Here is a 26,008-nt window from a genome sequence, read left to right as displayed (position 1 = left end):
ACTCCGGGTGGCCCCAGCTGCTGCCCACCTTGGTGATCTTGTCGCCCTTGGCGTACGGGCGGCTGCACGGGCAGGTGCCGGGGAAGCGGGCGTTCAGGGTGCGCGAGCCGCCGGTCCGCTTGGCGGCGCCAGTGCCGGTGCCGGTGCTGCCGGCGGCGGTGGCGGTGGCGGGGCGGGCCTTGGGCGCCTTGGGTGCCTTGGCGGCCGCGGTCGGGTCGGGCACCGGGAGGTCGGCGGCCGTCCCGGCGGCGGCCTGCTGGGTGCGGGCGGCGTCGCTGGCGGCCTTGTCGGCGATGGCGTTCAGCGGGTCGCCGTCCACCTGGTGGGCGGGGACGTACACGAAGGAGACGTCCCGGCCCTCCAGGAGTTCGTCGATCCGCTGGATCAGCTCGCGGTTGGCCACCGGCTTGCCCGCGGCCGTCTTCCAGCCGTTGCGCTTCCAGCCCTTGAGCCACTTGGTGACCGAGTCGCGGGTGTAGGTGCTGTCGAGCCGGACCTCCAGCGGGACGGCCGGGTCGGTGGCGGACAGCAGCTGCTGAAGCGCCGTCAGCTCGCCGATGTTGTTGGTGCTGTGCCCCAGCGGGCCGGCCTCCCAGCGCTGGGGCGCCCCGGCGCTGTCCGCGACCACGTAGGCCCAGGCCGCCGGGCCCGGGTTGCCCTTGGCCGCTCCGTCACACGCTGCAATGACTCGTTCCACCATGCCCCCGATCATGCCTGGTCAGGCCGCTCGGAGCCAAAGTGGGCCGCCGCCCCACCAGGTCAGTGGCCCAGCAGGTCAGTGGCGCAGCAGGTCACCGGCCCAAGAGGTCACCGGCCCAGCAGGTCAGTGGCGCAGCAGGGGCAGCAGCAGCGCGGCGGACCAGCTGAAGTCGGTGGAGTTGCGGCCCGCGCCGGTCAGCGGGTCGTAGTTCTCCCGGACCGGCCCGTCGCCGCTCAGGCCCTCGGCGGTGGCGAGCAGGCGTTCCACCGCCCGGCGGGCGTCCTGGTCCCAGCCGTGGCCGCGCAGGCCCTCGATCGCGAAGTAGGTCTGGTCGAGCCAGGCCAGGCCGCGCCAGTAGCCGGCCGGGTCGAAGGCCGGCGAGCTGCGGGCGACGGTCGGGAAGGGCATCGGGGTGCCGAACTCCGCCGGGTCGAGCAGCAGGGTGCGCACCGTACGGGCCTGGGCGGGGGCGGCGCTGCCGGACCAGAGCGGGATGGCGCCCTCGATGCCCCGGCCGCGGGCGGTGAGCCGGGCGCCGCTGGCGAGGTCGGTGTCGTGGAACCAGCCGGTGGCCGGGTCGTACATGGTGGCGCGGATCGCGGCGTCGATCCGCTCGGCCTCGGCGCGCAGCCGGTCCGCGGCGGGGCGGTCGCCGAGTTCGGCGGCGATCAGGGCCAGGTGGCGGTGGTCGGCGGCCAGGTAGGCGTTGAGGTCCACGGAGCGCTGGGTGAGCGACCAGCCGAGCAGTGCGCCCTCGGCGTCCCGGTTGGGGACGACGGTGGCGGCGTCGAAGCGCGGGGCGTTGTCCATGCCGGACTCCCAGGCCGCCGCCTGTCGGCAGTCCTCGGGGGCGGCGTTGGCCGGGTCGACGGTGGCGCCGTATTCGCACAGCCCCTCGCCGAGGTGGTCCCGGGTGCGGTACCACCAGTCCTGGTAGGCGGTGAGCTTGGGCAGCAGCTCGCGCAGGAAGGCCCGGTCGCCGCTGCGCCGGTAGACCTCCCAGACCGCCCAGGCGGCCAGTGGGGGTTTGGAGTTGCGCTCGTTCCAGTTGCCGCCGCCGGTGGACGGGTCGTTGTAGAAGACGCAGTCGGGGAGCATTCCGGCGTCCTGGGGGCGGTCGGGCGAGTCCGGCCCGATCTGGTGGTCGAAGACGGCCCGGATCTGGTCGGCGGCGAGGCCGGGGGCGAACAGGGCGGTGCCGACGGCCTGTTTCCAGGTGTCCCAGGCCCAGACGCCGCTGAACCACTTGTTGGACAGCGACGGGGTGACGGCGTCGTGCCGGATCCTCCCGGCCGGGCTGCGCCAGTTGGTGACCAGGGTCTGCACGCACTTGACGGCGGTGCGGCGGCGGGCGGGCGGGACGCCCTCGGTGGCGCGGGCCAGGTACCCGGCCCAGCGGGCCCGCCCGGCCGCGACGGTCCGTTCGGGGGCGCGCAGCGCCGCCTCGGCCTCCCCGGCGGCGCGGGCGTACTCCTCGGCGGTGAAGGTGTAGCTCTCGGTCCAGTCCAGGGTTCGGCTCGCGCCGGGCGACAGCCGTACGGGGTCGGCGAGGTCGGTGCGGTGGCCGTCGCCGGTCAGCGTGACGCGGACGGGCTGGGCGTGCCGGACGGCGAAGCGCTCGGTGCCGTCGGTCAGGTAGTCCCAGGTCCGGCGGACCCGGGCGAAGCCCACCTCGATGCCGTGTTCGGCGGCTCGCAGCCGGGGTGCGTCGTGCTGGGGACCGTCGGCGGGGCGCAGCAGGGTGCCGGTCCAGGCGACGGCCAGGGTGCGGGCGGTACGGCCGGTGTTGGCCAGGCGGGCGCGGAGCAGCGCGGTGCGGTTGCCGGCGAAGCGCAGTTCGAGGGTGAGGGTGAGGCCGTCGCCGAGGGCGTAGGACTGGCGGAGCAGTCCGGGCAGGGCGGTGAGGGCGGGGGCACCGCCGGCGGTGAGGTCCACGGGCCGGCCCTGGTCGGTGAGGCGCAGGCGGGTGAGGCCGTCGCTGAGCCACCAGGGGTACTCCTGGGCGAGGTGCAGCGGGCCGGTGAAGCCGCCGAGTTGGTCGCCCGGGCGGGGCAGGGCGTAGGCGTGCCAGGCACCGAGGTCGGCGAAGACGGTGATCGGGTTGTTGTCGCCGGGGTAGGCCTGGGTGGGGGTGCCGTGCAGGTCGAGGACGTCGGCGTAGCGTTCGGCGTCGATGCTCTCGTCGGCGTGGGCGGCTGCTGTGGCGTCTGGTGCGGCGTCGGCGGCTGGTACGGCGAGGGCGGTGCCGGTGGCCGTCAGGGCGGAGGCGGCCAGGAAGTGGCGGCGGGTCAGCGGGTTCATGCGCGCTCCTCGGTGGCGGGCAGGCGGATGACGGCGGCGCCGAGCGGGGCGAGGGTGAGGGTGTGGCCGGTGGTGGTGCCGGTGAGCAGGTCGGTGCCGGGGCGCTCCAGCGGGATCCGGCGGTCGGCGGGGCCGTGGTTGAGCAGGAAGAGGTACGCGGTGCCGTCGGCGGCGTGGCGGCGGGTGGCCTCGACGCCCTCGGGCAGGCCGGGCAGTTCGGCGCCCGCTCCGGCCTCGGCGAGCGCCAGGTCGAGGACCCGGCCGACGTCCGGGCCGAGGTGGCAGCCGAGGTACCAGGTGCTGCCGGCGCCGTGGCGGTGGCGGGTGACGGCGGGCCGGCCGGTGAGTTCGCCGGTGGTGTAGCGGGCGAGGGTCTCGGCGCCTTCGGGTTCGATCCACTCGCTCCAGTGCTCGGCGCGCAGGTCCACGCCGTCGAGGCGTACTTCGGTGGTGTCACCGTCCGGGATCGGCCAGTGCTCGTCCACCACCACGCCGAGCAGTTCGCGCAGCGGGCCGGGGTGGCCGCCGGGGTGGATGTGGTCGTGCCGGTCGGTGATGCCGCTGAACGGGCCGCAGACCAGGTGGCCGCCGTCCTGGACGTAGCCGGTGAGGCGGTCGGCGGTGGCGGTGTCGAGCAGGTAGAGGTTGGGGGTGAGCAGCGCGCGGTAGCCGTCGTAGGCCGCGCCGGGCGGGAGGAAGTCGACGGTGACACCGCGCCGGTGGAGGGCGGCGTACCAGGGGCGGAGCAGGTCGGGCCAGCGCATCCGGGCGGAGGGGTGGTCGTCCAGTTCCAGTGCCCACCAGCTGTCCCAGTCGAGCAGGATGGCGACCCGGCCGTGGATCCGGCTGCCGGCGAGTTCGCCGAGGCGGCGCAGTTCGGCGCCGAGGGCGACGGTCCGCTGCCAGCCGCGGGCGGCGGTGCCCCGGTGCGGCAGCATCGCGCTGTGGAACTTCTCGGCGCCGGCCACCGAGGCGCGCCACTGGAAGTGCAGGAGGCCGTCGGCGCCGCGGGCCAGGGCCTGGAGCGACCAGAGGCGGTACAGCCCGGGGCGCTTGGGGACGTTCACCGCGCGCCAGCTGACGGCGGAGGGGGCCTGTTCCATCAGCAGCCAGGGCCGGCCGGCCTTGAGGGAGCGCATCAGGTCGTAGTTCATGGCGGCGTTGACGTGGGCGTGCGGGTCGGCCGGGTCGGGGTAGGCGTCGTCGGAGACGAAGTCCTCGTGCCGGCTCCACTCCCAGTAGTCGAGGGCCTTGAGCATCGACATGAAGTTGGTGGTGACCGGCACTCCGGGTGAGAGTTCGTCGAGTACGGCCTTCTCGGCGCGGTGCAGGGCGAGCAGGGCGTCCGAGCAGAACCGCCGCCAGTCCAGCTGCTGGGTGGGGTTGACCGGGCCGGGTGCAGTGCGCGGCGGCTCGACCTGGTCGAAGGAGTTGTACCGCTGGGACCAGAAGGCCGTCCCCCAGGAGCGGTTCAACTCCTCGACGGTGCCGTGCCGTCGGCGCAGCCAGCGGCGGAAGTCGGCGGCGGATTCGGCGCAGAAGCACTCCTGGACGTGGTCGCCGTACTCGTTGTGGATGTGCCACAGGGCGAGCGCGGGGTGGTCGTGGTAGCGCTCGGCGAGCATCCGGGTGAGCCGGACGGCGGCGGCGCGGTAGACCGGGGAGGACGGGCAGTAGTGCTGGCGCGAGCCGAACTCCAGCCGGACGCCGTCGGCGGTGACGGGCAGCAGCTCGGGGTGGGAGCGGACCAGCCAGGCGGGCGGGGAGGCGGTGGCGGTGGCCAGGTCGACGGCGAGGCCGTGCCGGTGCACGAGGTCGAGCAGCCGGTCCAGCCAGCCGAAGTCCCAGCTGTGGGAGTCGGGTTGGAGCCGGGCCCAGGAGAACACGCCGACGGTGACCAGGTTGACCCCGGCCTCGGCCATCAGCTTGACGTCCTCGGCCCACACCTCCTCGGGCCACTGCTCGGGGTTCCAGTCCCCGCCGTACAGCAGGCCGGGCACACGGGTGAGTCGGTCCATTCGTGCGTCATCCCTTCAGTGCTCCGCCTAGCAGGCCGGCCACGAACTGCCGCTGGAAGAGCAGGAAGAGCACCATCAGCGGGAGAGTGGCCAGGAAGGAGCCCAGCATCAGGCCGGAGTAGTCGACATGGGTCAGCCCGGTCAGCGTGTTGAGCGCGACCGGCACGGTGTACCTGTCCTGGGTGTCGAGCATCAGCAGCGGCCAGATGAAGCTGTTCCACTGGCCCATGAAGGTGAAGATGACGAGCGCCCCCAACTGCGGCCGCACGCACGGCAGGACGATCCGGTAGAAGGTGCGCAGCTCGCCCGAGCCGTCGATCCGGGCGGACTCCAGCAGTTCGTCGGGGAAGTCCAGGAAGCTCTGGCGCATCAGCAGGATGCCGAAGGAGTTGGCGAGGAAGGGCAGGATGACGGCCTGGTAGCTGTCGATCCAGCCGAGGCTGGCCATCATCTGGAACAGCGGGACGAGCAGCACCTGGAGCGGGATCATCATGGTGGCCAGGACCAGGCCGAGCAGCAGGCCGCGGCCGCGGAAGCGGTACTTGGCCAGCCCGTAGCCGCACATCGCGGACAGCAGCGAGCTGAGCAGGGTGTGGACGACGGCGATGCCGAGGCTGTTGAGCATCACCCGGCCGAAGCCGATGCTCTGCTGGAGGTGCACCAGGTTGCGCAGCAGCTCGCCGCCGGGCAGGAACGGCGGTGGGGCGTGGAAGAGTTCGGAGCTGCTGTGGGTGGCGGCGATCAGCATCCAGGCGAAGGGCAGCAGGCTGGCGACGGCGCCGAGGGTGAGCAGGGTGAGGACGGCGGCGCGGCCCAGGAGTCGTCCCCTCATCGGCGGCGTTCCCTTCCGTAGAGCCGGAACTGCAGCAGCGAGACCGCCGCGATGATCAGCACCACCGCCCAGGCGATGGCGGCCGCGTAGCCGAAGTCCAGCTGCTGGAAGCCGACCTTGTACAGGTAGACCACCGGGGTGAGGGTGGCGTCGCCGGGGCCGCCGCGGGTCAGCACGTAGTTCTCGTCGAAGAGTTGGAGGGTGCCGATGGTGGAGGTGATGACGCAGAACAGCACCACCGGCCGCAGCTGCGGCAGCACCACCCCGGTGTAGGTGCGCACGGTGCCGGCGCCGTCGAGGGCGGCGGCCTCGTACTGGTCGCGGCCGATCGCCTGGAGTCCGGCGAGCAGGACGACGGCGTTGTAGCCGGTCCACCGCCAGGTGACCGAGCCGATCAGTGAAATGCGCGCCCAGGTGGGCGAGTTGAGCCAGTCGACCGGGCCGAGGCCGAGCGCCTGGAGGAGTTGGTTGGCGAGGCCGCCGTCGGTGCGCAGCAGCACCTGGAAGACGACGGCGTAGGCGACCAGGGTGGTGATCGCGGGCAGGAAGAAGACCGCCCGCCAGCCGGAGCGCAAGCGCAGCCAGGACTGGTTGAGCAGGACGGCGAGCACCAGGGCGAGGCCGATCATCACCGGCACCTGGACGGCGAGGATGAGCCCGGTGTTGACCAGGGAGTGCAGGAAGGCCGGGTCGTCCAGCAGCCGGCGGTACTGGTCGAGGCCGACGAAGACGTCCACGCCGTCGCGGCGGGCGGTGAGGCTCTGGTAGAGGCTGGCGCCCAGGGGGTAGGCGAAGAAGAGGGCGAACAGGGCGGCGGTGGGGCCGGCGAACAGCCAGACGGCGGTGCGCGGGCGGCGGCGGCCGGGGGCCCGGGCGGTGCGGGTGGCGGGCTTGCGCGGGGCGGCCGGGGCACTGCTGGTCATGGCGCCCGCCTCCTAGGAGACCGTGGGGCGGCCGGTCGCGGTGGCGATCTGGCGGGCCGCGGAGCGCAGCACGGTGCCCGGGTCGGCGCCGTTGTGGAGCACCTGGTTGACGGCGGTGGTGACGATGTCGCCGGCCTTGGCGTCGTCGGAGGTGCGCTCGACGCCGGGGATGGTGCGGGCGAGGTCGGCGAAGAGCTTCATCGCGGGCTGGCCGCCGTAGTAGGGCGAGGGCTGCTGGAAGTACGGGTCGTCCAGGGCGGGGAGGTAGGCCGGGAAGAGGCCTTCGTGCCGCATCATCGAGGCCTGGTTGGCCTTGTCGGTGAGCAGGTAGGAGAGGAAGCCCCAGGCCGTCTCCGGGTTCCCGCTCTGGGTGGTGACGCACAGGGTGGAGCCGCCGCTGTTGGAGGTGCGGCTGCCGCCGGGGGTGAAGGCGGGCAGCGGGACGACGCCGAATCTGCCGGAGAGGTCGGCCATGTCGCCGGTGAGGGTGCCGTCCCACCAGGCGGCGGTGGGGGTGGTGGCGGCCTTGCCGTCGTGGGTGCCGGAGACCAGGCCGTCCCAGCCGTCCTCGAAGTCGACCAGGCCGCGGTCGACGAGTTGCTTCAGCAGGGTGAGCGCGCGTTCGGCGGCGGGGGTGGCGACGGCCACCTTGCCGTCGGTGAACCAGGACTGGCCCTGCTGCTGGAGCAGTTGGCCGAAGAAAGTGTCCTTCTTGGCGTCCAGGATGAGCAGCTTCTTGCCGGTGGCGTTCTTCAGAGTGGTGCCGGCGGCGAGGTAGTCGTCCCAGGTGTTCAGGCCGGCGGGGTCGATGCCGGCCTGCTGGAAGTGGTCCCGGCGGTAGAACAGGGCGCACGGCCCGCTGTCCCAGGGCAGTGCGAGGACGCGGCCCTTGGCGTCGGTGACGGTGCGCCAGGTGGCGTCGGCGAACTGGGATTTGAGGCTCGCGGCCCGGCTGGTGAGGTCGACCAGGGCGTTCGGGAAGTTGCCGATGTAGCTGGGGATCCGGCTGCCCTCGACGGTGAGGATGTCGGGCAGTCCGCTGCCGGCGCCGAGCCCGACGGTGATCTTGTCGTAGGCGTTGTCGTAACCGATGTCGACGACGTCGACGGTGGTACCCGGGTGGGCCTGTTCGAAGGTCTTGCCGAGCCGCTGCATGGCCTTGGCCGCGACGTCCCAGGACCAGATGGTGATCTTCCCGCCGAGGGTGGCGCTCGGGCTGCCGCCGAGCTGCTTGGCGCTCGGGCCGCCGGCCCCACCCGTGGCGCAGCCGGCGGAGCCGGCCAACAGCAGTGCGCCGCTGGCGAGGCCTGCGCCGAGGAACCGGCGGCGGTCCAGGGCCGGGCCGAATCCGCGCTGTCCACGGGCGAGTTGAGGATTTCTGTGCCGGGTTGGTGCGGACATCTTGCCTCCCGACTGGTGAATGCCGAATGCTGTATACAGAACTCAGCATGCACAGTGCCGTCAAGGCTTCCGACCGAAATCGCGGAAGGTGACACGATGCCCGCACGCGTTCCCCGAACCCACCCGTACATCCCCAACTCCGCCCCGGCCGTACGGGATTCGATGCTGGCGGCGATCGGCGCCAAGGACGTCGAGGAGTTCTACGCCGACATCCCCGCCGACCTCCGGCTCGACCGCCCGCTGCGACTGCCCGCCCCCTTCGACTCCGAGGCTCGGCTGGTCGCCCACCTGGAGGAGCTGCTCTCCCGCAACTCCGCGGTGCCGCCAGGCCGTTCCTTCCTCGGCGCGGGCTGCTACCGGCACCACGTACCCGCCGTGGTCGACGAGATCGTCAACCGCAGCGAGTTCCTCACCGCCTACGCCGGGGAGCCGTACGAGGACCACGGACGCTTCCAGGCGCTGTGGGAGTACCAGTCGCTGATGGCCGAACTGTTGGCCGTCGACGTGGTCAACGTGCCGACCTACGACGGCTTCCAGGCCGCCGCCACCGCGCTGCGGATGGCCGGCCGGGCCACCGGGCGGCGGCGGCTGCTGCTCGTCGGCGAGACCGACCCGGACCGGGTGTCCCGGATCCACGACTACGTGCGGGGCGTACACCCGGTGGAGCCGGTCGCCGCCGAGCCGCAGGCCGTCCGGGCCGCACTCGCGGGCGGCGACGTGGCCGCCGTGTACGCGCAACTGACCGACTACAGCGGCCGGGTCGACCCAGAGCTACCGACCTACCTCGAACTCGCGCACACGGCAGGCGCGTTGGCCGTGGTGCACGCCAACCCGCTCAGCCTCGGCGTGCTCGCCCCGCCCGCCGCCTACGGCGCCGACCTCACCTGCGGCGACCTCCAGCCGCTCGGCATCCACCCGAGCTACGGCGGCGGCAACGCGGGCTTCATCGGCTCGGCGGACGACCCTCGCCTGGTCGCCGAGTACCCGAGCCGGCTGTTCGGCCTCACCCCGACGGAGGTGCCCGGCGAGTACGGCTTCGGCGACGTGGCGTACGAGCGCACCTCCTTCGCCGTGCGCGAGGAGGGCAAGGAGTGGGTCGGCACCGCCGCCGCCCTGCACGGCATCGCCGCCGGGGCCTACCTCGCCCTGATGGGCCCGCACGGCATGCGCGAGATCGGGGAGACGATCCTCGCCAACACCGCCTACGCCCGGCAGCGCCTCGCCCGGGTGCCCGGGGTGGACCTGGCCGACCCGGAGGCGGTGCACTTCGCCGACTTCACCGTGCGCTACCCCGGCGGGCCCACCGCCGCCGAGGTCTCCGCCGCCTTGCTGGCCCGAGGCCTGCACGGCGGCACCCCGGCCGGACCGCACGAGGGCCGCTACTGCGTCACCGAGCTGCACACCCAGGCCGACATCGACCACCTCGCCGACGCGCTGGAGGAGATCGTCACATGACGGACCGTCAGAACACCGCAGCTGCGCGGATCTCCGCCAAACCCGCCCTGCGCCGCTTCCACCAGGCCCGCTGGGACGAGAAACTGGTCTTCGAACTCGGCACCCCCGGCGAGCGCGGCGTGCTGCCGCCGCTGCCCGAGCCCGGCGTCACCGCCGCCGTCGGCGACCCGGCCGACCTGCTACCCGCCGCGCTGCGCCGCACCACCCCGGCCGCCCTGCCCGAACTCGGCCAGCAACAGGTGCTCCGGCACTACCTGCGGCTCTCCCAGGAGAACCTGGGCGCCGACCTCAACGTGGACGTCGGCCAGGGCACCTGCACCATGAAGTACAGCCCCAAGGTCAACGACACCTTCGTCCGCGACCCCCGGATCGCCGCCCTGCACCCCGCCCAGGACCCTTCCACCGTCCAAGGGGTGCTCGAACTCGTCCACCGGCTGGAGCAGTTGCTCAAGGAGATCTCCGGCATGGACCGGGTCAGCCTGCAGCCCGGCGCCGGCAGTGCCGCGATCTGGACCAACATCTCGGTGATCCGCGCCCACCACGCCGCCCGCGGCGAACTCGCCCAGCGCGACGAGATCATCACCACCGCCTTCTCCCACCCCTCCAACGCCGCCTGCGCCAGGACCGCCGGGTTCACGGTGATCACCCTCCACCCGGACGCCGACGGCTACCCCGACATCGAGGCGCTGCGCGCGGCCGTCGGCCCCCGGACGGCCGCCCTGCTCATCACCAACCCGGAGGACACCGGCATCTACAATCCGCGGATCGCCGAGTTCGTCCGGATCGTGCACCAGGCCGGCGGCCTGTGCGCCTACGACCAGGCCAACGCCAACGGCATCCTGGGCATCACCCGCGCCCGCGAGTCCGGCTTCGACCTGTGCCACTTCAACCTGCACAAGACCTTCTCCACCCCGCACGCCTGCGGCGGCCCGGCGGCCGGCGCCTGCGGCGTCACCGCCGAACTGGCGCCCTACCTGCCCGGCCCCACCGTCGAGTTCGACGGCAAGCGGTACCGACTGGACGACGACCGGCCGGAGTCGATCGGCAAGATCCGCCCCTACCTCGGTGTCGTCCCCAACCTGGTGCGCGCCTACGCCTGGATCATGTCGCTCGGCGCCGAGGGCCTGCGCACCGCGGCCGAGACCGCCGTGCTCAACAACAACTACCTGATGCACCAGGTGCGGAAGATCCGCGGCGTCTCCGTCCCGTACGCCGAGGGGCGGCCGCGGGTCGAGCAGGTCCGCTACAGCTGGCAGCGGCTCAACGAGGACACCGGCCTGCACAGCGAGGACCTCGGCTACCGCGCCGCCGACTTCGGCACCCACTACTGGACCAGCCACCACCCGTACATCGTCCCCGAGCCGATGACCCTGGAGCCCACCGAGTCCTACTCCCGCGCCGACCTCGACGAGTACGCGGCGATCCTCGCCGAGGTCGCCCGCGAGGCGTACGAGGACCCGGAGACCGTCCGCACCGCGCCGCACAACTCCACCGTGCACCGGATCCGGCACGAGCCGCTGGACGACCCGGAGGTCTGGGCCGTCACCTGGCGTGCCTACCGCCGCAAGGTCCTCGGCGAGCAGCCGTGACCGGACCGCTGGTCGGGCTGGTGGTCAACCCGGTCGCCGGACTCGGCGGCCGGGTCGGCCTCAAGGGCAGCGACGGCGCCGACGTCCAGCGCCGGGCCCTCGCACTCGGGGCCCGCCCCGAGGCCCCGCACCGGGCCGAACTGACGCTGCGTCAACTCCGGGGCGTCGAACTGCTCACCGCCGCGGGCCCGATGGGCGCGGAGGCAGCCGCCGCGGCCGGCCGCTCCGCGCGGGTGGTGCACCGGCCCGCCACCGCTGTCACCACCGCTGTCACCACCGCGGCCGACACCCGGGCCGCGGTGTGCGCCCTGGTCGCGGCCGGCGCCGAACTGCTGCTGTTCTGCGGCGGCGACGGCACCGCCCGGGACGTCCTGGACGCCCTCGGCCCGGACCCCGGGGTGCCCGTGCTCGGCATCCCGGCCGGCGTCAAGATGCACTCCGCCGTCTTCGCCGTCCACCCCCGCGCCGCCGCCGAGGTGGCCACCGCCTGGGCGCGCGGCAGCGCTCGCCTGGAGACCGCCGAGGTGGTGGACCGGGACGAGGCGGCGCTACGGGCGGGCCTGGTCCACACCCGCCTGTACGGCCGGCTGACCGTCCCGGTGCTGCCCACCCGCGTCCAGCAGCGCAAGACCGGCAGCTCCGGTGCCGATCCGTCGGACGTGGGCGGGATCGCCGCCGAGGTCGCCGACCGGGTCGGGCCCGACGGGCTGCTGCTGCTCGGCCCCGGCAGCACCACCCACGCCGTCGCCACCGCACTCGGCGCCCCCGAGGTCAGCCTCACCGGCGTCGACCTGCTGCGGCTGCGGCCCGACGGACCACCCCTGGTCCTGCTCCGGGACGCCCGCGCCGACCAGCTGCGCGACCTGCCCGCCACCCCCTGGACAGCCCTCTCCCCCATCGGCGGCCAGGGCTTCCTGCTCGGACGCGGCAACCAGCAGCTCACCCCCGAACTGCTGCGCGCCACCGGCCGGGAGCGCCTGCTGGTCCTCGCCACCGAGGCCAAACTCGCCGCCCTCGCGGGCCGCCCGCTGCTGCTGGACACCGGCGACCCACACCTGGACGATGCCTTCTCCGGGCACGTCCGGGTGATCACCGGCCGGCACTCCAGCGCCGTCTACCGCCTCTCCGCCTGACCCCGGACCGCCTGACCACCTGCCCCCGGACCGCCTCACATTCTCAGGGAGCCCCCATGATCGACCTCCACGGCAAGCGCGCCCTCGTCACCGGCGCCGCCTCCGGCATCGGCCGGGCCACCGCCGCCCTGCTCGCCGAACTCGGCGCGGCCGTCGTCCTCGCCGACCTGGACGCCGAGCGCGGCGAGCAGGCGGCCAAGGAGACCGGCGGCACCTTCGTCCGCTGCGACGTCTCCCGACGCGCCGACTGCGAACAGGCCGTGCGCACCGCCGTCGCCCACCACGGCGGCGTGGACGTGCTGTTCAACAACGCGGGCATCATCCGCCGCTCCACCGTCACCGAGATCAGCGACGAGGACTGGGACGTGGTGATGGCCGTCAACGTCCGCTCGATCATGCTGCTCAGCCGCCTGGTCGTCCCGCTGATGGCCGCGAACGGCGGCGGCAGCATCATCAACACCGGCTCCGGCTGGGGCATCAAGGGCGGCGGCCGGGCGATCTCCTACTGCGCCTCCAAGGGCGCCGTGGTCAACATGACCCGGGCGATGGCCATCGACCACGGCCCGGACAACATCCGGGTCAACTGCGTCTGCCCCGGCGACACCGACACCGGCATGCTCGCCGAGGAGGCCCGTCAACTCGGTGAGAGCGCCGACGCGTTCTACGCCGACGCCGCCGACCGCCCACTCGGCCGGATCGGCCAGCCCGGGGACATCGCCCGCACCGTCGCCTTCCTGGCCAGCGACGCCGCCGCCTTCGTCAGCGGCGCCGTCATCCCCGTGGACGGCGCCGGAACCGCCTGACCGGCCGCACCGTCCAGCCCGACGAGAGGCCTGACAGAAGGCCTGACGAGGGGTCGGACGGCGGCCGGTACTCTACGGGACGAACGAGGAAGGGAAGCCCGATGGCGATCGAGCGGCGTCCGCTGCGCGAGCAGGTGAAGGACGAACTGCTGGAGCAGCTCGGCCGCGGCCGGTTCACCCCCGGCGAGTCCATCAACGAGGTCCAGCTCGCCGAGGAACTGGGCGTCAGCCGAACCCCCCTGCGTGAGGCCCTGATCAGCCTGGAACGCGAGGGCATCATCACCAGCGAGCGCGGCAAGGGCTTCCGCTTCGCCCCCACCGGCAAACAGGAGTTCCTCGACCTCACGGCCATCGTGATCGCCCTGGAGTCGCTCGCCCTGCGCACCTGCGACCCCGCCCAGCTGTCCGCGATCGCCCCCCGGCTGCTCGCCGAGGCCCGCGCCTTCTCCGCCCCGCAGGCCCCGCACGGCACCATCGAGCGCTACGACGACGCCTGGCACGCCCTGCTGCTCTCCGGCTGCACCAACACCCGGCTGCGCGAGATGATCGACTCGCTGAAACTCACCCTGCACCGCTACGAGCGGGTGGTGGTCGGCGACCACGAGATCCTGGAACGCGCCGCCGAGGAGCACGAACGCATCGCCCAGTGCCTGCTGGACGGCGACATCGACCAGGCCGTCATCGCCCTGGAGGCCAACTGGACCAGCGGGATGGAACGCATCCTGGAACGCCTGCCCCCGGTCGGCACGCGCTAGTACGGCTACGGTGGGCGGTGTCCGCTCGGACACCGCCCACCGTAGCGGTTCAGCCGTCGCGGTTCAGCCGTCGCGGTTCAGCCGCAGCGGTTCAGCCGTCGCGGCGAGGCACCACCGCGGTAGTCACCCGGTGGACCAGGGCCTCCAGCGGGCCGCGGCGGAAGAAACGCCGCCACAGCACCGAGCCGGCCAGTGCCGCCACCGCGAACAGCAGGTACGGGACCAGCGATTGCGGTGCGTGGCCGAAGCCGCCGGGGCCCGTACCGAGGAAGCGGCTGGTGATCACGTCCTGGACGAAGTACCAGGTCATCGCCATCGAGCCCATCGCGGCCAGTGGCCACAGCACCCGCTGCCAGACCCGCCGGTCCGTCAGCAGGAGCAGTCCGCCCAGCAACGCGAGGGACACCCCGATCATCCAGACGATCTGCAGCGCGCTGTACTCGGCGATGCCCGGGCCCGGCTTGGACATCGCCCACAGCTCCGCCCAGGGCACCTTCGGCATCGGCGGCGGCTCGGGCAGCGCCGGCGGCACGTCCGGGAGCGCACCGTCGGCGCCCACCGGGACGGGCGGCATCGGCGGGGGCGCCATCAGCTCGCCCTGGAACCGGTCGATCGCCGCACCCAGCCCCAGCGGACCGAGCGTCAGCCAGGAGGCCAGCCAGCCGCCGACGGCGATCCCGGCGCCGGTGACCGCCATGCGCACTCGCACCGCGCGCTCGCCCAGGTCCAGCCGGCCGATCGCCAGGCCCGCCAGCAGCAGGGGCAGCGCGTAGAACGTGTCCACGTTGAACAGGTACGACTGGAACACCGCCGGCCACTCGCCGGGGTGCACGAGCACCGCCAGGCCCTGCGGCAGCTCCGGCGCGCCGGGCCCGACCGGCGGCAGGAAGCCCCAGTCCCGGCCCTGGTTCGCCCGCAGGATCTGGAACACCGGCGCGGCCACCGCGCACACCCCCGCCGCGGCGAACAGCAGGCGCGCCCGCACGCGCGTCCACGGCAGCAGGAAGAGCAGCCACCCGGTGTAGGCGGTGATGATGTTGCCCTTCCCCGACACCTGCTCAAGTGCCAGGCCCAGCAGCAACAGCACCCCGGCCCGCACGGCGATCCGCCCCCGCGCCCGCCGCATCGCCGCCCCGGCGAACGACCGGGCACCGCCGGTCATCAGCGCGACCGACACACCCGCCAGCAGGAAGAACACGCTGCGGGCGCGGGTGTCCAGGAATCCGTTCAGCCACTCCAGCACCCCGGGCCAGGCCTGCCCGGGCGGTGTCGGCTCCAGCCAGCCGGTCGGCACGAAGTGCATCCACACCATCCCGAACACCGCCAGGGCCCGCAGCACGTCGACCGCCACCAGGCGACCACGCGAGGCCCGCTTCCCCTCCACAGCACGACGCCGGACGGCCCTCGTGGTCCGTTCCGCCAACGGCTCGGTGATCACGGCAACTCCTTCGAACGACATCAAGGCGTCGCCACGCTAGGAAGCCGGTATCAGCGCGCTTCCACCGCAACATGACCGTTTCGTCACAGGCCCACCAAGCGGCCCCTCCGGGCCCACGCGGCCGACGTCGAGACGCTGGTCGGACACGTCCTGCCGTTGGAGCCCACCTGGCGGGTGCTGCCCTGAAGTCGGCCGGACGGCCCCGAACGAGGGGACGACAATGCCGTACGTAGGTACACGTCGAAGTTTCATGACGGAATCCGGACGGGAGAGAGAACTACACTCCCCGGTAAAGCAGATGAGAATCCATTTCGAGGCTGCGAACGGCTTCCCCGGCCCCCGTTCACCTTTCCCATCGCCTCGGTGAACCGGGCCAAGGGCTCCGCCGAACGCATCCGGGAGGTCCACGCGCTGCCCGTCGAGGACAGCGCCCCCGCCGCGATCCGACGTGCCGCCCCGTCGCCGAGGCCGACCACGGCCCCCGCACCCGCACCCGCACCCGCACCCGCACTGGAGATCCGCGACCTCCGGTTCGGCTACCGCCCCGACGCACCCGTCCTCCAGGGGCTCTCCCTCACCGTGCCCCCGCACGCCCTCGTGGCGCTGGTCGGCCCGTCCGGGGCCGGCAAGTCGACCACCTTCGCCCTGATCAACCGGTTCTACGAGCCCTGGAGCGGCACCCTCCGGATCGACGGACGGCCCGCCGCCGACCTCGGCCTCGCCGAATGGCGCTCCCACATCGCCTGGGTCGAACAGCACTGCCCCCTCCTGCACGGCACCCTGCGGGACAACCTCTGCTACGCCGCCCCGGAGGCCACCGACGAACGGCTCTGGCAGGTCCTCGACCTCGTCAACCTCACCCGGAAGGTGGACCGCCTGCCGGAGGGCCTCGACACCGAGGTCGGCGAACGCGGCGTCCGGCTCTCCAGCGGCGAACGGCAGCGGATCGCCATCGCCCGCGCCGTCCTCGCCCGCCCCCGACTGCTGCTGCTGGACGAACCCACCGCCCACCTGGACCCGGCCAACGAGGCCGCCCTGACCGTCACCATGCACAGCCTCCGCAAGGAGTGCGCCCTCCTCGTCATCGCCCACCGGATGTCCACCATCGAGGCCGCCGACAGTGTCGTCATGCTCGCCGACGGCACCACCTCCGCCGCCGGCACCTACCCCGAACTCCTGCGCACCCACCCGGACTTCCGTCGGCTCTCCGGGCAGCGTCAGTAGGCCCACGGAGGGCGTGCCGAGGGGCTGTCCGGCCCCGGGTCGGTCGACCCCTCGGTCCCGCGACGGCCCGGGCGGGGTGTCAGGTGCTCCTCTTGACGGTGCCGCAGCAGCGGGTCGGCTGTTGCCTCGGTGGACGAACCTGGGTGCCGGCCCCACCACTCACGTCGGGGCCGGCACCCAGGATCCTCATGAGCCGGCTAGATCTTGGGGTTGATCGGGCGGTCGCTGTCGGAGTGGTGCCAGTCGAACTCCTGGGTCGCCCCCGCCCCGGCGTTGCGCCCCAGCGTCCAGAGCGCGTAGGAGGACCTCGGGCCCTGGTTACCGACGTAGGTCAGGCAGGCGCCGACGGCGTTGCACACGCTGCGGTCGGTGTTGAACGTCCACCGCTGGTTGGGGTCACCCGCGTTGCACCCCACAGCCTTGGCCCCCGGGCTGTCGGACGGGCCGCTCGGAACGTGGCCCCACAGACACCGGCCGTCGTTGGTGCTGTGGATGAGGCCGTCCTCCGCGACGAACCAGAACTGGTTCCAGGCGCCGTCGCACGGGCGGAGCACGACCGGCCGGCCGTCGCCGTTGGTCTGCCGGTACTCGTCCATGCAGTAGTAGGTGCCGTTGGGGCCGCCGCCGGCCGGGCGGGCGAGCGCCGCGAGGTAGCCGTAGGCGTAGGGCTGCGGGTTCGCCGGGTCCGCCTGGGCGGCGGCGGCCGGCAACGAGACGCTCAGGCCGATCGCGAGTGCCAGGGCCGAGATGATCTTTCGGGCGGACTTCATGAGGTCCGACACCTCCCTCTCTGACGTCAGTCACATCTGCTGGGAGCCGCCATCCTGGCAATACGGGTGCGAACTTGGGCAGCATTCCGAACGATCCCGAACAAGCGAGGGTGTATGGATCCCGCCAGATGATTCACATCAGTTGACATCAACCCCCCGGCACACAGAGGCTGTTCACGCAGGCCCGGCGTAGGGAGGACGGAGTTTTGACCAGGTCACCCATGCGCACGGCGGCGATCCCGTGCACCTGCCGGGCAGCCGAAGCCGGCCCCTCGACGGCACCGACCCGTTCACACTCCCTGGACGAACTGGCCGAGTTCCTCACCCTGCTCCGGGAGGAGGCCGGCAGTCCGTCCTTCTCGACCATCGTCCGACGGATCAGCTCCGCCCGGGCGGCTCGCGGCGTCCCGGCGGAGGAGCGCACACCAGGACGGATCACGGTGTACGACTGCTTCCGCAGCGGACGCCGACGCCTGGACGTCGAACTGCTCGCGGACATCGTCCAGGCCCTCGGCGCGGACCCCGGCCCCTGGCGCGACGCCTACCGCACCGCGGCCGGCTCGCCCCCCTTCCGTCCGGCCTTCCGGCAGCCGGACCCGACCCCCGGGCCCCACCCGGCCGGCTGAGCGGCAACTGCCCGCGGTGGCGAGAGGATTCACCCCCGGCTCAGGGCGGAAGCGGAGTTCCACGGTGCCGCGGACGACGATCAGGTGGCCGTCCGGCCCGTCCCAGCGGCCGCGGGGCGCGAAGCCGAGGCGGCCGTAGAACTCCTGCGTCTCATCCAGGTCCCGGCTCGGGAGGCACCGCGGACTCGTCCATTCCGCCACCCTACCCGTCACCCGGCAGACGACTTGACGTAACGTCAGAACCCGGCGCGCAGGATTCTGACGACGTACGAGAAGAGGATGCGACATGCCCCGCCCAGCACACATCGCCATGGTGAACATCCCGGCACACGGCCACGTCAATCCCAGCCTGGACCTGATCCGGGAGCTGGTCACCCGTGGCCACCGGGTCAGCTATGTCAACGACCCGTCGTTCGCCGAGCAGATCGAGGCCACCGGAGCCCGGTTCGTACCCCATGACACGGGCCTGACGGTCCTCCAGGGAGCGGTCGCCCCCGGGACCAATGTGCACGGCATGATCTTCGGGGAGGCGCAGGCGATGCTGCCCCGTCTCCGGGAGGCGTTCCAGGACGACCGGCCCGACCTCGTCCTGTACGACTTCATGGCGTACGCGGGGCGGGTCCTGGCCGATGGCTGGGGCGTGCCGTCCCTGCTGATCTCGCCGTCCAGGGTCGCCCCGCCGAACCCCGACGCGGAGCCGTACCGGACGGTCATGAAGACCCTGGAGGCGGAGGGCGTTCCGGAGCGCTTCGCGCAGTGGCTGGCCGACAACGGGGTACCGCCCCGCGACATCTTCACGTACATGCTGAAGCCGGACCGCGGGATCTCGCTGATCCCGCGGGCGCTCCAGTCCCGGATCGACCAGGTCGACCCGGAGGTCTTCTCCTTCGCCGGGCCCTGCCTCGACAACCGGGAGCACCAGGGGAGTTGGACCCGGCCGCAGGACGCGGGGAAGGTGCTGCTGGTCTCCCTCGGCTCCGCCTTCACCCACCAGCCCGCCTTCTACCGCGCGTGCCTGGAGGCCTTCGGCGATCTGCCCGGCTGGCACGTCGTGCTCCAGGTCGGCAGTGCGACCGACCAGGCCGAGCTGGGCCCGATCCCGGCCAACGTCGAAGTGCACGCGTGGGTGCCCCAGTTCGCGGTGCTCCAGCAGGCCGACGCGTTCATCACCCACGCCGGGATGGGCGGGTGCAGCGAGGGCCTGTACTGCGGGCTGCCCATGGTCGCGGTGCCGCAGGCCGCCGACCAGTTCGAGAACGCCGACCGGCTGGTCGAACTCGGCGTCGCACGCCGGCTGGACACCGCCCTCGCCACCCCCGCCGCTCTTCGCTCCGCCGTGCTGGAGCTGACCACCGACCCGGCGGTGGCGGCCCGGCTGGCCGAGCTGAGCGCGGAGGTCCGCGCGGGCGCCGGCGCGCCCAGGGCCGCCGACCTGGTCGAGGCCGCGCTGGTCTGACCAGGCTCACGGTCCGAGCAGGCGTCCGCCACCGCCCGTGCTTCCGGGCGGTGGCGGACGTCATCACGTACGCGCTCTACGATCCGGCGTCGGCCTGACGACCCGGCCTCACCTCAGATGCCGGTCGTAGAACCGGCCCCCGTCCTCCTGCTCGAACCACGGAGTGCCGACGTGCCCGCCCATGTTGGCGTGCATCGTCTTCTCCGTGCTGCCGAAGGCGTCGAAGAGGTCCAGGGCCCGCTGCCGGGGGTTCCCCTCGTCGTCCCACTGCAGCAGGAACAGCAGCGGAACGGTGACCTGCCGGGCCTCCTCGCGCAGGGCGCGGGGCACGTAGCCCCCGGCGAAGAGGCCGGCGGCCGCGATGCGCGGTTCGGTCGCCGCCAGCCGGATGCCGAGGGCGGTCCACCCCGAGTACCCGACCGGACCGCCGATCCCGGGCAGTTCGAGGACGGCGTCCAGGGTGCTGAGCCACTCCGGGGCGGCGTTGTCGACCAGCGGGCCGACGAGGGACTCGAAGATCTCGTCGACCGGTTCGCCGGCCTGCATCGCCCGGCGCAGCTCGGCGCGGGTCTGGTCGGTGGCGGCGGACCGGGGGCGTTCGCCGCAGTCGGGGGCGTCGATGGTCACCAGCGCGTAGCCCTGCGCCGCGGTGTACCGGGCCCGGGCGACCAGCCGGGGCTCGTGCCGGGGCAGGCCGTTGTTGTGGGCCATCAGGATCAGCGGAGCGGGGGCAGCCTCGGGCGTCCAGAGGGTGCCGGGGATCTCGCCGAGGGTGAAGTCGCGTTCGAGGACGCCGTTGCCGTGGCGCAGCTCGGAAGTGAAGTGCATGGTCGTGCCTTTCGGGAGTGCTCGTGAAGGCGCTCCCGGACGACCTATCGCCCGACCGTGACCCCGGAGGGAAGCACCCATGTCGATATCGCGTTCACGGGTACCACCTCCTTGTTCTCTCGCACGGCCTCCGGAAAGGTAGCACCGGCCGCCGGGGTCCGCCAAACGGTTTTTCGCGGCGCCCGGAGCCGGGCGTCGGGCCCTGGACGAGGTGCCAGGCCCTGGACAAGACGCCAGGCCCTGGACGAGACGTCAGGCTCTGGACCAGGCGTCAGGCGCTGAAGGCGGCGAGCAGCTTGTCGGTGAGGCGGTCGAGGTAGTCGGGGGCGGTCGGGGTGTGGGTGACCGCGAGCCGCCAGTAGAGCGGGCCGGCCAGGAGGTCGAGCGCGAGCTCCCGATCCACCTCGGCGGGGAGTTCACCGCGGCCGACCGCCCGCTCCAGCAGCTCGGCGGCCTTGCCGCGCCGGGTGTCGCGGACGGTGCTGAACAGCGCCTCGGCGAGTTCGGGGTTGCGGCCGCCCTCGGCGATCAGGTCGGGGATGATCCTGGCGGGGAGCCGCTGGTTCAGCGCGTCGGCGACCTCCGTGAGGAAGGCGAGGACGTCGCCGCGCAGGGTTCCGGTGTCGGCGTTCCCGGAGGCGTCGACGGCGACGGCGGAGACCAGGTCGACGGTCATCTCCAGCTTGGAGGTCCAGCGGCGGTAGATGGCCGCCTTGCCCGCGCCGGCCCGCTTGGCGACCGCCTCCAGGGACAGCCGGGCGTAGCCGGCCGCCGCGAGTTCCTCGAAGAACGCGGCGGCGATCGCCTCGGTCACCGAGTCCTGGAGGACCGGCCCGCCGGGCAGCCTGCGCCCGGCGGTACGGCCGCGGGCGGGGGCGTGGGCGGGGGCCGGGGCGGAGGCAGAGCCGGGGGCGGGAACCGGGGGCTGGGGCGTGGAGGAGCTGGGCATGCCCCGAACCTACACGAGGCGGAACGGTTGCGTCTCGTCTAGCAGAGGTCTATCGTCGACATCGAAGGCGAGACGGAACCGTTCCGTCTCGACTAGAGATCCGGGGTGCACCATGCGATTCCTGTACGAGGACGAGTCGTTCTCCTTCGAGGCGCTGCGCGCGGCCGGCTTCGCCAACGACGGCGGCGCCGACCTGGGCGAGGTCCTGACCACCCTCCGCACGGTCGGCGAGGGCGACGAGGAGGCCTGGCTTCGCGAGTGGAAGAACACCGCGCAGCGCGTCCACGCCATCGGCACCCGCGCCCTCACGGCCGGCCACCGGGTCAGCGCCCGCGAAGCCCTGCTGCGCGCGTCGAACTACTACCGCACCGCCGAGTTCTACCGCCGCGACGACCCCGCCCACGACCCCGAGGTCAAGACCCTCTCCGCGCTCTCCCGCGAGACCTTCGCGACCGCCGCGACACTGATGGACACCCCCGTCGAGGCCGTCCGCATCCCCTACCAGGACACCAGCCTGCCCGGCTACCTCTTCCTCGTCGACGACTCCGGCCGCCCCCGTCCGACCGTCGTCTTCACCAGCGGCTTCGACTCCACCCTGGAGGAGGCCTACTTCGTCATCGGCGCGGCCGCACTGCGCCGCGGCTACAACGTGCTGGCCTACGACGGCCCCGGCCAGGGCGCCGTCCTCCGCGAGCAGGGCCTGGCCTTCCGCCCGGACTGGGAGGCCGTGGTCACCCCGGTGATCGACTACGCGCTCACCCGCCCCGAGATCGCCCCCGACCGGCTCGCGCTGCTGGGCTACAGCCTCGGCGGCTACCTCACCGCCCGCGCCGCCGCCCACGAACACCGGCTGGCCGCCCTGATCCTGGACGACGGCCTGTACGACTACCACGACGCCCACACCCGGCTCATGCCGCCGTTCCTGCGGGAGTGGGTCGAGACCGGGCGCGACGACCTCGCCGAACCCGTCCTGGACCTGCTCATGCAGGCCAGCACCCAGCTCCGCTGGGCCCTGCGCAACGGCGTGTGGGCGTTCGGCGCCGACTCCGTCGCGGACTACCTCCGCCGCACCGTCGACTACACCCTCGACGGCGTCGCCCACCTCATCGACTGCCCCACCCTCGTCCTGGACGCCGAGGACGACCAGTTCTTCCGCGGCCAGCCCCAGCGCGTCCGGGCCGCACTGACCTGCCCCCACACCCTGATCACCCTCTCCGAGGCCGAGGGCGCGGGCGAGCACTGCCACATGGGTGCCATGGCACGGTTCCAGCAGGTCACCTTCGACTGGCTCGACACCACCCTCGACCCGGCATCCGCGCCCACCGTCTGACCCGGCGGAACCCTCCCCCACCGCCACCCCCGGTCAGCCGCCCTCGATCAACCGGCCTCGTCCTGGGCTCGCCCCCGGTCATGCCCGGTCCCTCGGACAGGCCGTCGCTCAGGGCCCTGCGTGCTGGTCCCGGTCCGCGCCGTGTGACCGGCTTCCACCGGTCCCCCCGGGGACCTCCACAAGCCGGCCGCTCCGGCAAAGGAATCTCCCCGGCTCCGCCCGCCCCCGGGCTGACCTGGCAGGATCTCCCGCCATGACGCACTACGGGACGCCCGGGCAGCAGACTCCCGGGCAGCCGCACCGCCGAAACGGCCGGGCCGGCCGGGCCGGCGATCGGCAGGGGAAGAACGACGCGCCGTGGCCGCGGCGGCCGCTGTTGACGGCGCTGTGGATCCCGGCGGCGGCCGTGCTGCTGCCGCTCGGCGGGGCGCTCGGTGCGTTCGGGGCGTGGTTCCTCCTCCCGTCGCTGGGGCTGGTCCTCGCCGGGGCGATCGGTCTGATCTACACCCTGGTGTGCCTCTGCCAGTCCGGGGTGCTGCGGGTTCTGGCGCTGGCGCTGCTGGTGGCTCCGCTGGTCGCGGTGCCGCTGCTGAGCATGAACACCACCCAGTCCACCGTGCTGTCGATGCGCGGCACGACCCACCCGGGCACCGTCGTCGCCGTCCGGGTGATCCACGGCAAGACCACCAGCTACTCGTGCGCCGTGCGCTACGACGGTGCCCCGGAACGCACGGAGTCCGTCAGCTGCGGCTCCGCCGACACGGCGGGCGAGCGGGTCAGCGTCACCGAGGACCCGGACGGTCTGGTGGACCCGGAGTTCACCGAGTCCGCCGAGAACCCCCGCTTCGACCTCGCCATGGTGGGCACCGCCGACGTCTCGCTGATCGTCATCTCCGCGGTCGCGGCCGGCGTCGGCGCCCTGCTGTACCAGCTGCGCGAGCGCCGTAATCGTGTTGCACGGGCATCGGCGTAGCGGACATCCTCCGTGGATGGAGCACAAGGTGGAGCTGATGGAGCCGATGGAGCGAGCAGAGCCGGAAATCGTCCTGGGCGAGGTGACGCTGCGCCGTTTCCGCGGCGAGGCGGACCTCCCCGAGTTCTTCCGGGTCATCGAGGAGTCGCTGGAGCACCTGCGGCCCTGGATGCCGTGGGTCGCCGAGCACAGTCTGGCGAAGACCACCGAGTTCCTGGCCAAGCGGCAGACGCTGTGGGAGAGCGGCAGGGACTTCACCTACGCGATCCTGCTGGACGGGGCGATCGTCGGCGCCTGCGGACTGTTCCGGCGCGAGGACACCCCCGAGGGCGGCCGGGAGATCGGCTACTGGCTGCACCCCGGCGCCACCGGCCGCGGCATCGCCACCCGCACCGCCCGGGCGCTCACCGAGCAGGCCTTCCGGCTCCCGGGTGTGGCCTTCGTCGAGATCATCCACGACCCGGCCAACCACGCCAGCCGCGCCATCCCGGTCCGGCTCGGCTTCACCGAGCACCTGCGCCGCCCGGCCGAGGCGATCGCCCCGGCGGAGACCGGCGAGGAGCAGGTATGGCGGCTCCAGCGCGCCTGACGAGCCCCGAGGGCCCGGCGGTCCGCTGCCGTGGGGGAACGCCTGCGGACCGCCGGGCGGCGTCGGACGGACGGGACGATCCGACCGGGCGCCGTGGGAACGAACGCGGGCCCGGAGACTCCCGTTCTCCGAGCGGAGCGCCCCATCTCGAACCCCGCGTGCCGGCCGCATACCCTCTGCCGCGGCCTTGCGCGTTCGTTCCCACGCCCAGGAGAGCGCCCGACGAGCAGCCGGATAACACTTTTCTCGCCCGACGTTCCCCCGCCCGCCCTCGGCTCGTGATCGTCTACGCTCGGCTGCAGCCGGCCACCACCACGGCCCCGCCCCAGCCCCGTACGACCAGGAAGACGAGCCCGTGTCGCACGCCCCCGTGATCCGCAGTGACGTCCCCGGGTCCTTCGCCCGGGGCGTCTTCCACGAGCGCCACCCCCGGCTCGTCCGAGAGGTCCTCGACGCCCTGCCGTACGGCCCGGCCGAGCGGGCGGCGGTCGAGCGGCTGCTGACGGAGAGCACCACCGGTGTCCTGGAGCCGCTGGGCGAGGACGCTCCGGACGCCGCCCGGTGGCGGCGGTGGGGCGAGGGCCTGTGGGGCAGGCCGTGGGGCGAGGCGCCGTTCCTGTGGGCGGAGAGCTACTTCTACCGGCGGCTGCTCGACGCCACCGGGTACTTCCGGCCCGGCGCCTGGCAGGGCGTCGACCCGTTCGCACCGTTCAAGGACGCCGAGCTGGCCGGGGCTGCCGTGGACGGCGAACTGGCCGCGCTGAGCGAACTCGACGACCTCCCGGCGGCCCGGCGGGCGGACGCGCTGCTGACCTCCGCACTGTGGGGCAACCGCGCCGACCTCAGCTTCCAGCTCACGGCGCAGCCCGGCGGCCCGGCCGCCTCCGAACTGCTCACCGACGACAGCGCACGGCTCTGGGCCGAGCTGCGACGGGCCGGGGGCGGGCGGGTCTGCGTCATCGCGGACAACGCCGGCCGGGAGCTGCTGCCGGACCTCGTGCTGATCGACCACCTCCTGACCAGCGGCCTGGCCGCCGAGGTGGCCCTCTACGTGAAGCCGCAGCCGTACTTCGTGTCGGACGCGACCACGGCCGACGTCCTCGCCTCGCTCACCCGCCTGCGCACCGCCCCCTCGCCGGTGGCAGCGGCCGTCGGCGACCGGCTCTGGCGGGCGATGGGCGGCGGCACCCTCGCCGTCCGCACCCATCCGTTCTTCTGCGCGCCGCTCCCGTACCACGACCTGCCCGCCGACCTCCGGGCCGAACTCGCGGGCGCGGCACTGACGATCCTCAAGGGCGACCTCAACTACCGCCGCCTGGTGGGCGACCGGCTCTGGCCCCCGACCACCCCGTTCCCCGACGCCGCGGGCCACTTCCCCACCGCCGTGGCGGCCCTGCGGACCCTGAAGTCCGATGTGATCGTCGGCCTGGACGCCGACACCGTGACCCGTCTCGACGCGACCGCCACCCCGTGGCGCACCAACGGCCGCCACGCCGTCATCCAGTTCCGCCCACAGCCGTAGCCGGAACACCGGGCCGTCCCTTCAGTCGCCGTCAACCACTGCCGGCGGTGCGACTCCCACACGGGACCAGCCCACCCAGCGTTCAGCAGTACGTCGGCAAGGTCCTTTGGTTCAGCCGGAGTTGTCGTCGGTACCGGCACTCCGGGCGGGTCCGCACCGGAGCGGGGCGGGGTCAGCTCCAGTCGAAGGTCAGGAGCGCCAGTCGTTCGACGGGCTCGAAGAAGAGCAGGATCCAGTCGGCGCCCCCGCGCCGGTAGTGGTAGCCCGGCACTGCCGCCACGAAGCGGAACCCGTGTTCGACGGCGGAGCCCGGCTCCCGCCGGGCCGTCCGGCCCCGGTACGGTGTGATCACCCGTCACCCGGTCACGCCCGCGCCCGCGGGGGTGCGGACCG

Annotated in this window: 23 protein-coding genes; 12 read left to right on the top strand and 11 right to left on the bottom strand. The window is 73.0% G+C overall.

Features of this window, described 5'->3' with window-relative positions:
* The 6 genes from BG452_RS12090 to BG452_RS12065 form a co-directional block, all read right to left on the bottom strand.
* A partial coding sequence (locus BG452_RS12090) for a ribonuclease H (protein ID WP_223242096.1) occupies positions 1-700 on the bottom strand: 700 nt, incomplete at its 3' end.
* A 123-nt stretch (positions 701-823) separates the two neighbouring features.
* Complete coding sequence (locus BG452_RS12085) at positions 824-3,001, bottom strand: MGH1-like glycoside hydrolase domain-containing protein (protein ID WP_188304252.1); 2,178 nt, start codon at positions 2,999-3,001, stop codon at positions 824-826.
* Complete coding sequence (locus BG452_RS12080; protein ID WP_188304251.1) at positions 2,998-5,019, bottom strand: beta-galactosidase; 2,022 nt, start codon at positions 5,017-5,019, stop codon at positions 2,998-3,000. The genes BG452_RS12085 and BG452_RS12080 overlap by 4 nt, the downstream gene beginning before the upstream one ends.
* Positions 5,020-5,026: 7 nt before the next feature.
* Positions 5,027-5,851, bottom strand: coding sequence for a carbohydrate ABC transporter permease (locus BG452_RS12075; protein WP_188304250.1), 825 nt, complete (start codon positions 5,849-5,851; stop codon positions 5,027-5,029).
* Positions 5,848-6,774, bottom strand: coding sequence for a carbohydrate ABC transporter permease (locus BG452_RS12070; protein WP_188304249.1), 927 nt, complete (start codon positions 6,772-6,774; stop codon positions 5,848-5,850). The genes BG452_RS12075 and BG452_RS12070 overlap by 4 nt, the downstream gene beginning before the upstream one ends.
* A 12-nt stretch (positions 6,775-6,786) precedes the next feature.
* Complete coding sequence (locus BG452_RS12065; protein WP_188304248.1) at positions 6,787-8,175, bottom strand: ABC transporter substrate-binding protein; 1,389 nt, start codon at positions 8,173-8,175, stop codon at positions 6,787-6,789.
* A 96-nt stretch (positions 8,176-8,271) separates the two neighbouring features.
* On the opposite strand from BG452_RS12065, the gene gcvPA reads away from it, so the two are divergent.
* The 5 genes from gcvPA (at position 8,272) to BG452_RS12040 (ending at position 13,910) form a co-directional block, all read left to right on the top strand.
* Positions 8,272-9,630 carry an aminomethyl-transferring glycine dehydrogenase subunit GcvPA gene (gene gcvPA, locus BG452_RS12060; RefSeq protein WP_188304247.1) on the top strand — a complete coding sequence of 453 codons (1,359 nt, stop codon included), beginning with the start codon at positions 8,272-8,274 and terminating at the stop codon, positions 9,628-9,630.
* Positions 9,627-11,219, top strand: coding sequence for an aminomethyl-transferring glycine dehydrogenase subunit GcvPB (gcvPB, locus tag BG452_RS12055; RefSeq protein WP_188304246.1), 1,593 nt, complete (start codon positions 9,627-9,629; stop codon positions 11,217-11,219). Before gcvPA ends, gcvPB begins: the two co-directional genes overlap by 4 nt.
* The gene (locus tag BG452_RS47010; protein ID WP_317621005.1) at positions 11,216-12,352 is read left to right on the top strand and encodes an ATP-NAD kinase family protein; all 1,137 of its coding nucleotides are present in this window, start codon (positions 11,216-11,218) and stop codon (positions 12,350-12,352) included. Before gcvPB ends, BG452_RS47010 begins: the two co-directional genes overlap by 4 nt.
* Positions 12,353-12,408: 56 nt before the next feature.
* Positions 12,409-13,155 (top strand): SDR family NAD(P)-dependent oxidoreductase, encoded by a 747-nt coding sequence (locus BG452_RS12045; RefSeq protein WP_188304245.1) that lies wholly within the window; start codon positions 12,409-12,411, stop codon positions 13,153-13,155.
* Positions 13,156-13,256: 101 nt separating this feature from the next.
* A complete protein-coding gene (locus tag BG452_RS12040; protein WP_188304244.1) occupies positions 13,257-13,910 on the top strand; it encodes a GntR family transcriptional regulator in 654 nt (217 codons plus the stop codon).
* Positions 13,911-14,001: 91 nt separating this feature from the next.
* On the opposite strand, the gene BG452_RS47635 is transcribed toward BG452_RS12040, so the two are convergent.
* Positions 14,002-15,348, bottom strand: coding sequence for a DUF418 domain-containing protein (locus tag BG452_RS47635; protein ID WP_188304243.1), 1,347 nt, complete (start codon positions 15,346-15,348; stop codon positions 14,002-14,004).
* A 363-nt stretch (positions 15,349-15,711) separates the two neighbouring features.
* Here BG452_RS47635 and BG452_RS12030 point away from each other — a divergent pair, with 363 nt between their 5' ends.
* Positions 15,712-16,572 (top strand): ABC transporter ATP-binding protein, encoded by an 861-nt coding sequence (locus BG452_RS12030; RefSeq protein ID WP_188304242.1) that lies wholly within the window; start codon positions 15,712-15,714, stop codon positions 16,570-16,572.
* A 197-nt stretch (positions 16,573-16,769) separates the two neighbouring features.
* Here the strand turns inward: BG452_RS12030 and BG452_RS12025 are convergent, their stop codons facing one another.
* A complete protein-coding gene (locus BG452_RS12025) occupies positions 16,770-17,342 on the bottom strand; it encodes an RICIN domain-containing protein (RefSeq protein WP_188304241.1) in 573 nt (190 codons plus the stop codon).
* Positions 17,343-17,548: 206 nt separating this feature from the next.
* Between BG452_RS12025 and BG452_RS12020 the strand changes: the two genes are divergently transcribed.
* Both BG452_RS12020 and BG452_RS12015 read left to right on the top strand, forming a co-directional pair.
* Positions 17,549-17,968: a hypothetical protein gene (locus BG452_RS12020; protein ID WP_188304240.1), complete on the top strand. Its 420-nt coding sequence runs from the start codon at positions 17,549-17,551 to the stop codon at positions 17,966-17,968.
* A gap of 286 nt (positions 17,969-18,254) precedes the next feature.
* Complete coding sequence (locus BG452_RS12015; RefSeq protein ID WP_188304239.1) at positions 18,255-19,424, top strand: macrolide family glycosyltransferase; 1,170 nt, start codon at positions 18,255-18,257, stop codon at positions 19,422-19,424.
* Positions 19,425-19,532: 108 nt separating this feature from the next.
* Here BG452_RS12015 and BG452_RS12010 read toward each other — a convergent pair whose 3' ends face one another.
* The gene (locus BG452_RS12010; RefSeq protein WP_188304238.1) at positions 19,533-20,252 is read right to left on the bottom strand and encodes a dienelactone hydrolase family protein; all 720 of its coding nucleotides are present in this window, start codon (positions 20,250-20,252) and stop codon (positions 19,533-19,535) included.
* Between the two features lie 271 nt (positions 20,253-20,523).
* The gene (locus BG452_RS12005; protein WP_188304237.1) at positions 20,524-21,201 is read right to left on the bottom strand and encodes a TetR-like C-terminal domain-containing protein; all 678 of its coding nucleotides are present in this window, start codon (positions 21,199-21,201) and stop codon (positions 20,524-20,526) included.
* A 112-nt stretch (positions 21,202-21,313) separates the two neighbouring features.
* Here BG452_RS12005 and BG452_RS12000 point away from each other — a divergent pair, with 112 nt between their 5' ends.
* The 4 genes from BG452_RS12000 (at position 21,314) to BG452_RS11985 (ending at position 25,615) form a co-directional block, all read left to right on the top strand.
* Positions 21,314-22,531 (top strand): alpha/beta fold hydrolase, encoded by a 1,218-nt coding sequence (locus BG452_RS12000; RefSeq protein ID WP_188304236.1) that lies wholly within the window; start codon positions 21,314-21,316, stop codon positions 22,529-22,531.
* 253 nt (positions 22,532-22,784) lie between these two features.
* Positions 22,785-23,504: a hypothetical protein gene (locus BG452_RS11995; RefSeq protein ID WP_188304235.1), complete on the top strand. Its 720-nt coding sequence runs from the start codon at positions 22,785-22,787 to the stop codon at positions 23,502-23,504.
* Positions 23,505-23,520: 16 nt separating this feature from the next.
* A complete protein-coding gene (locus tag BG452_RS11990; RefSeq protein WP_223242095.1) occupies positions 23,521-24,093 on the top strand; it encodes a GNAT family N-acetyltransferase in 573 nt (190 codons plus the stop codon).
* A 355-nt stretch (positions 24,094-24,448) separates the two neighbouring features.
* The gene (locus BG452_RS11985) at positions 24,449-25,615 is read left to right on the top strand and encodes a damage-control phosphatase ARMT1 family protein (protein WP_188304234.1); all 1,167 of its coding nucleotides are present in this window, start codon (positions 24,449-24,451) and stop codon (positions 25,613-25,615) included.
* 172 nt (positions 25,616-25,787) lie between these two features.
* Here BG452_RS11985 and BG452_RS11980 read toward each other — a convergent pair whose 3' ends face one another.
* On the bottom strand, positions 25,788-25,967 hold the full coding sequence (locus tag BG452_RS11980) for a hypothetical protein (protein WP_188304233.1): 180 nt from the start codon (positions 25,965-25,967) through the stop codon (positions 25,788-25,790).
* Positions 25,968-26,008 lie beyond the last annotated feature (41 nt).

It is taken from the genome of Streptomyces sp. CBMA123 (assembly GCF_014596465.1).
Taxonomy (GTDB): Bacteria; Actinomycetota; Actinomycetes; order Streptomycetales; family Streptomycetaceae; genus Kitasatospora.
The sequence above is the reverse complement of the archived record's forward strand: the minus strand, read 5'-3'. Positions and strand labels throughout refer to the sequence as shown.

Coding starts and splice junctions, on each gene's coding strand:
- BG452_RS12075 (WP_188304250.1), bottom strand. CDS start 5,851: ATGAGGGGACGACTCCTGGGCCGCGCCGCCGTCCTCACCCTGCTCACC.
- BG452_RS12085 (WP_188304252.1), bottom strand. CDS start 3,001: ATGAACCCGCTGACCCGCCGCCACTTCCTGGCCGCCTCCGCCCTGACG.
- BG452_RS12025 (WP_188304241.1), bottom strand. CDS start 17,342: ATGAAGTCCGCCCGAAAGATCATCTCGGCCCTGGCACTCGCGATCGGC.
- BG452_RS12045 (WP_188304245.1), top strand. CDS start 12,409: ATGATCGACCTCCACGGCAAGCGCGCCCTCGTCACCGGCGCCGCCTCC.
- BG452_RS12000 (WP_188304236.1), top strand. CDS start 21,314: ATGCGATTCCTGTACGAGGACGAGTCGTTCTCCTTCGAGGCGCTGCGC.
- gcvPB (WP_188304246.1), top strand. CDS start 9,627: ATGACGGACCGTCAGAACACCGCAGCTGCGCGGATCTCCGCCAAACCC.
- BG452_RS12010 (WP_188304238.1), bottom strand. CDS start 20,252: ATGCACTTCACTTCCGAGCTGCGCCACGGCAACGGCGTCCTCGAACGC.
- BG452_RS11990 (WP_223242095.1), top strand. CDS start 23,521: ATGGAGCACAAGGTGGAGCTGATGGAGCCGATGGAGCGAGCAGAGCCG.
- BG452_RS12015 (WP_188304239.1), top strand. CDS start 18,255: ATGCCCCGCCCAGCACACATCGCCATGGTGAACATCCCGGCACACGGC.
- BG452_RS12040 (WP_188304244.1), top strand. CDS start 13,257: ATGGCGATCGAGCGGCGTCCGCTGCGCGAGCAGGTGAAGGACGAACTG.
- BG452_RS12080 (WP_188304251.1), bottom strand. CDS start 5,019: ATGGACCGACTCACCCGTGTGCCCGGCCTGCTGTACGGCGGGGACTGG.
- BG452_RS12005 (WP_188304237.1), bottom strand. CDS start 21,201: ATGCCCAGCTCCTCCACGCCCCAGCCCCCGGTTCCCGCCCCCGGCTCT.
- BG452_RS12070 (WP_188304249.1), bottom strand. CDS start 6,774: ATGACCAGCAGTGCCCCGGCCGCCCCGCGCAAGCCCGCCACCCGCACC.
- BG452_RS11995 (WP_188304235.1), top strand. CDS start 22,785: ATGACGCACTACGGGACGCCCGGGCAGCAGACTCCCGGGCAGCCGCAC.
- gcvPA (WP_188304247.1), top strand. CDS start 8,272: ATGCCCGCACGCGTTCCCCGAACCCACCCGTACATCCCCAACTCCGCC.
- BG452_RS12065 (WP_188304248.1), bottom strand. CDS start 8,175: ATGTCCGCACCAACCCGGCACAGAAATCCTCAACTCGCCCGTGGACAG.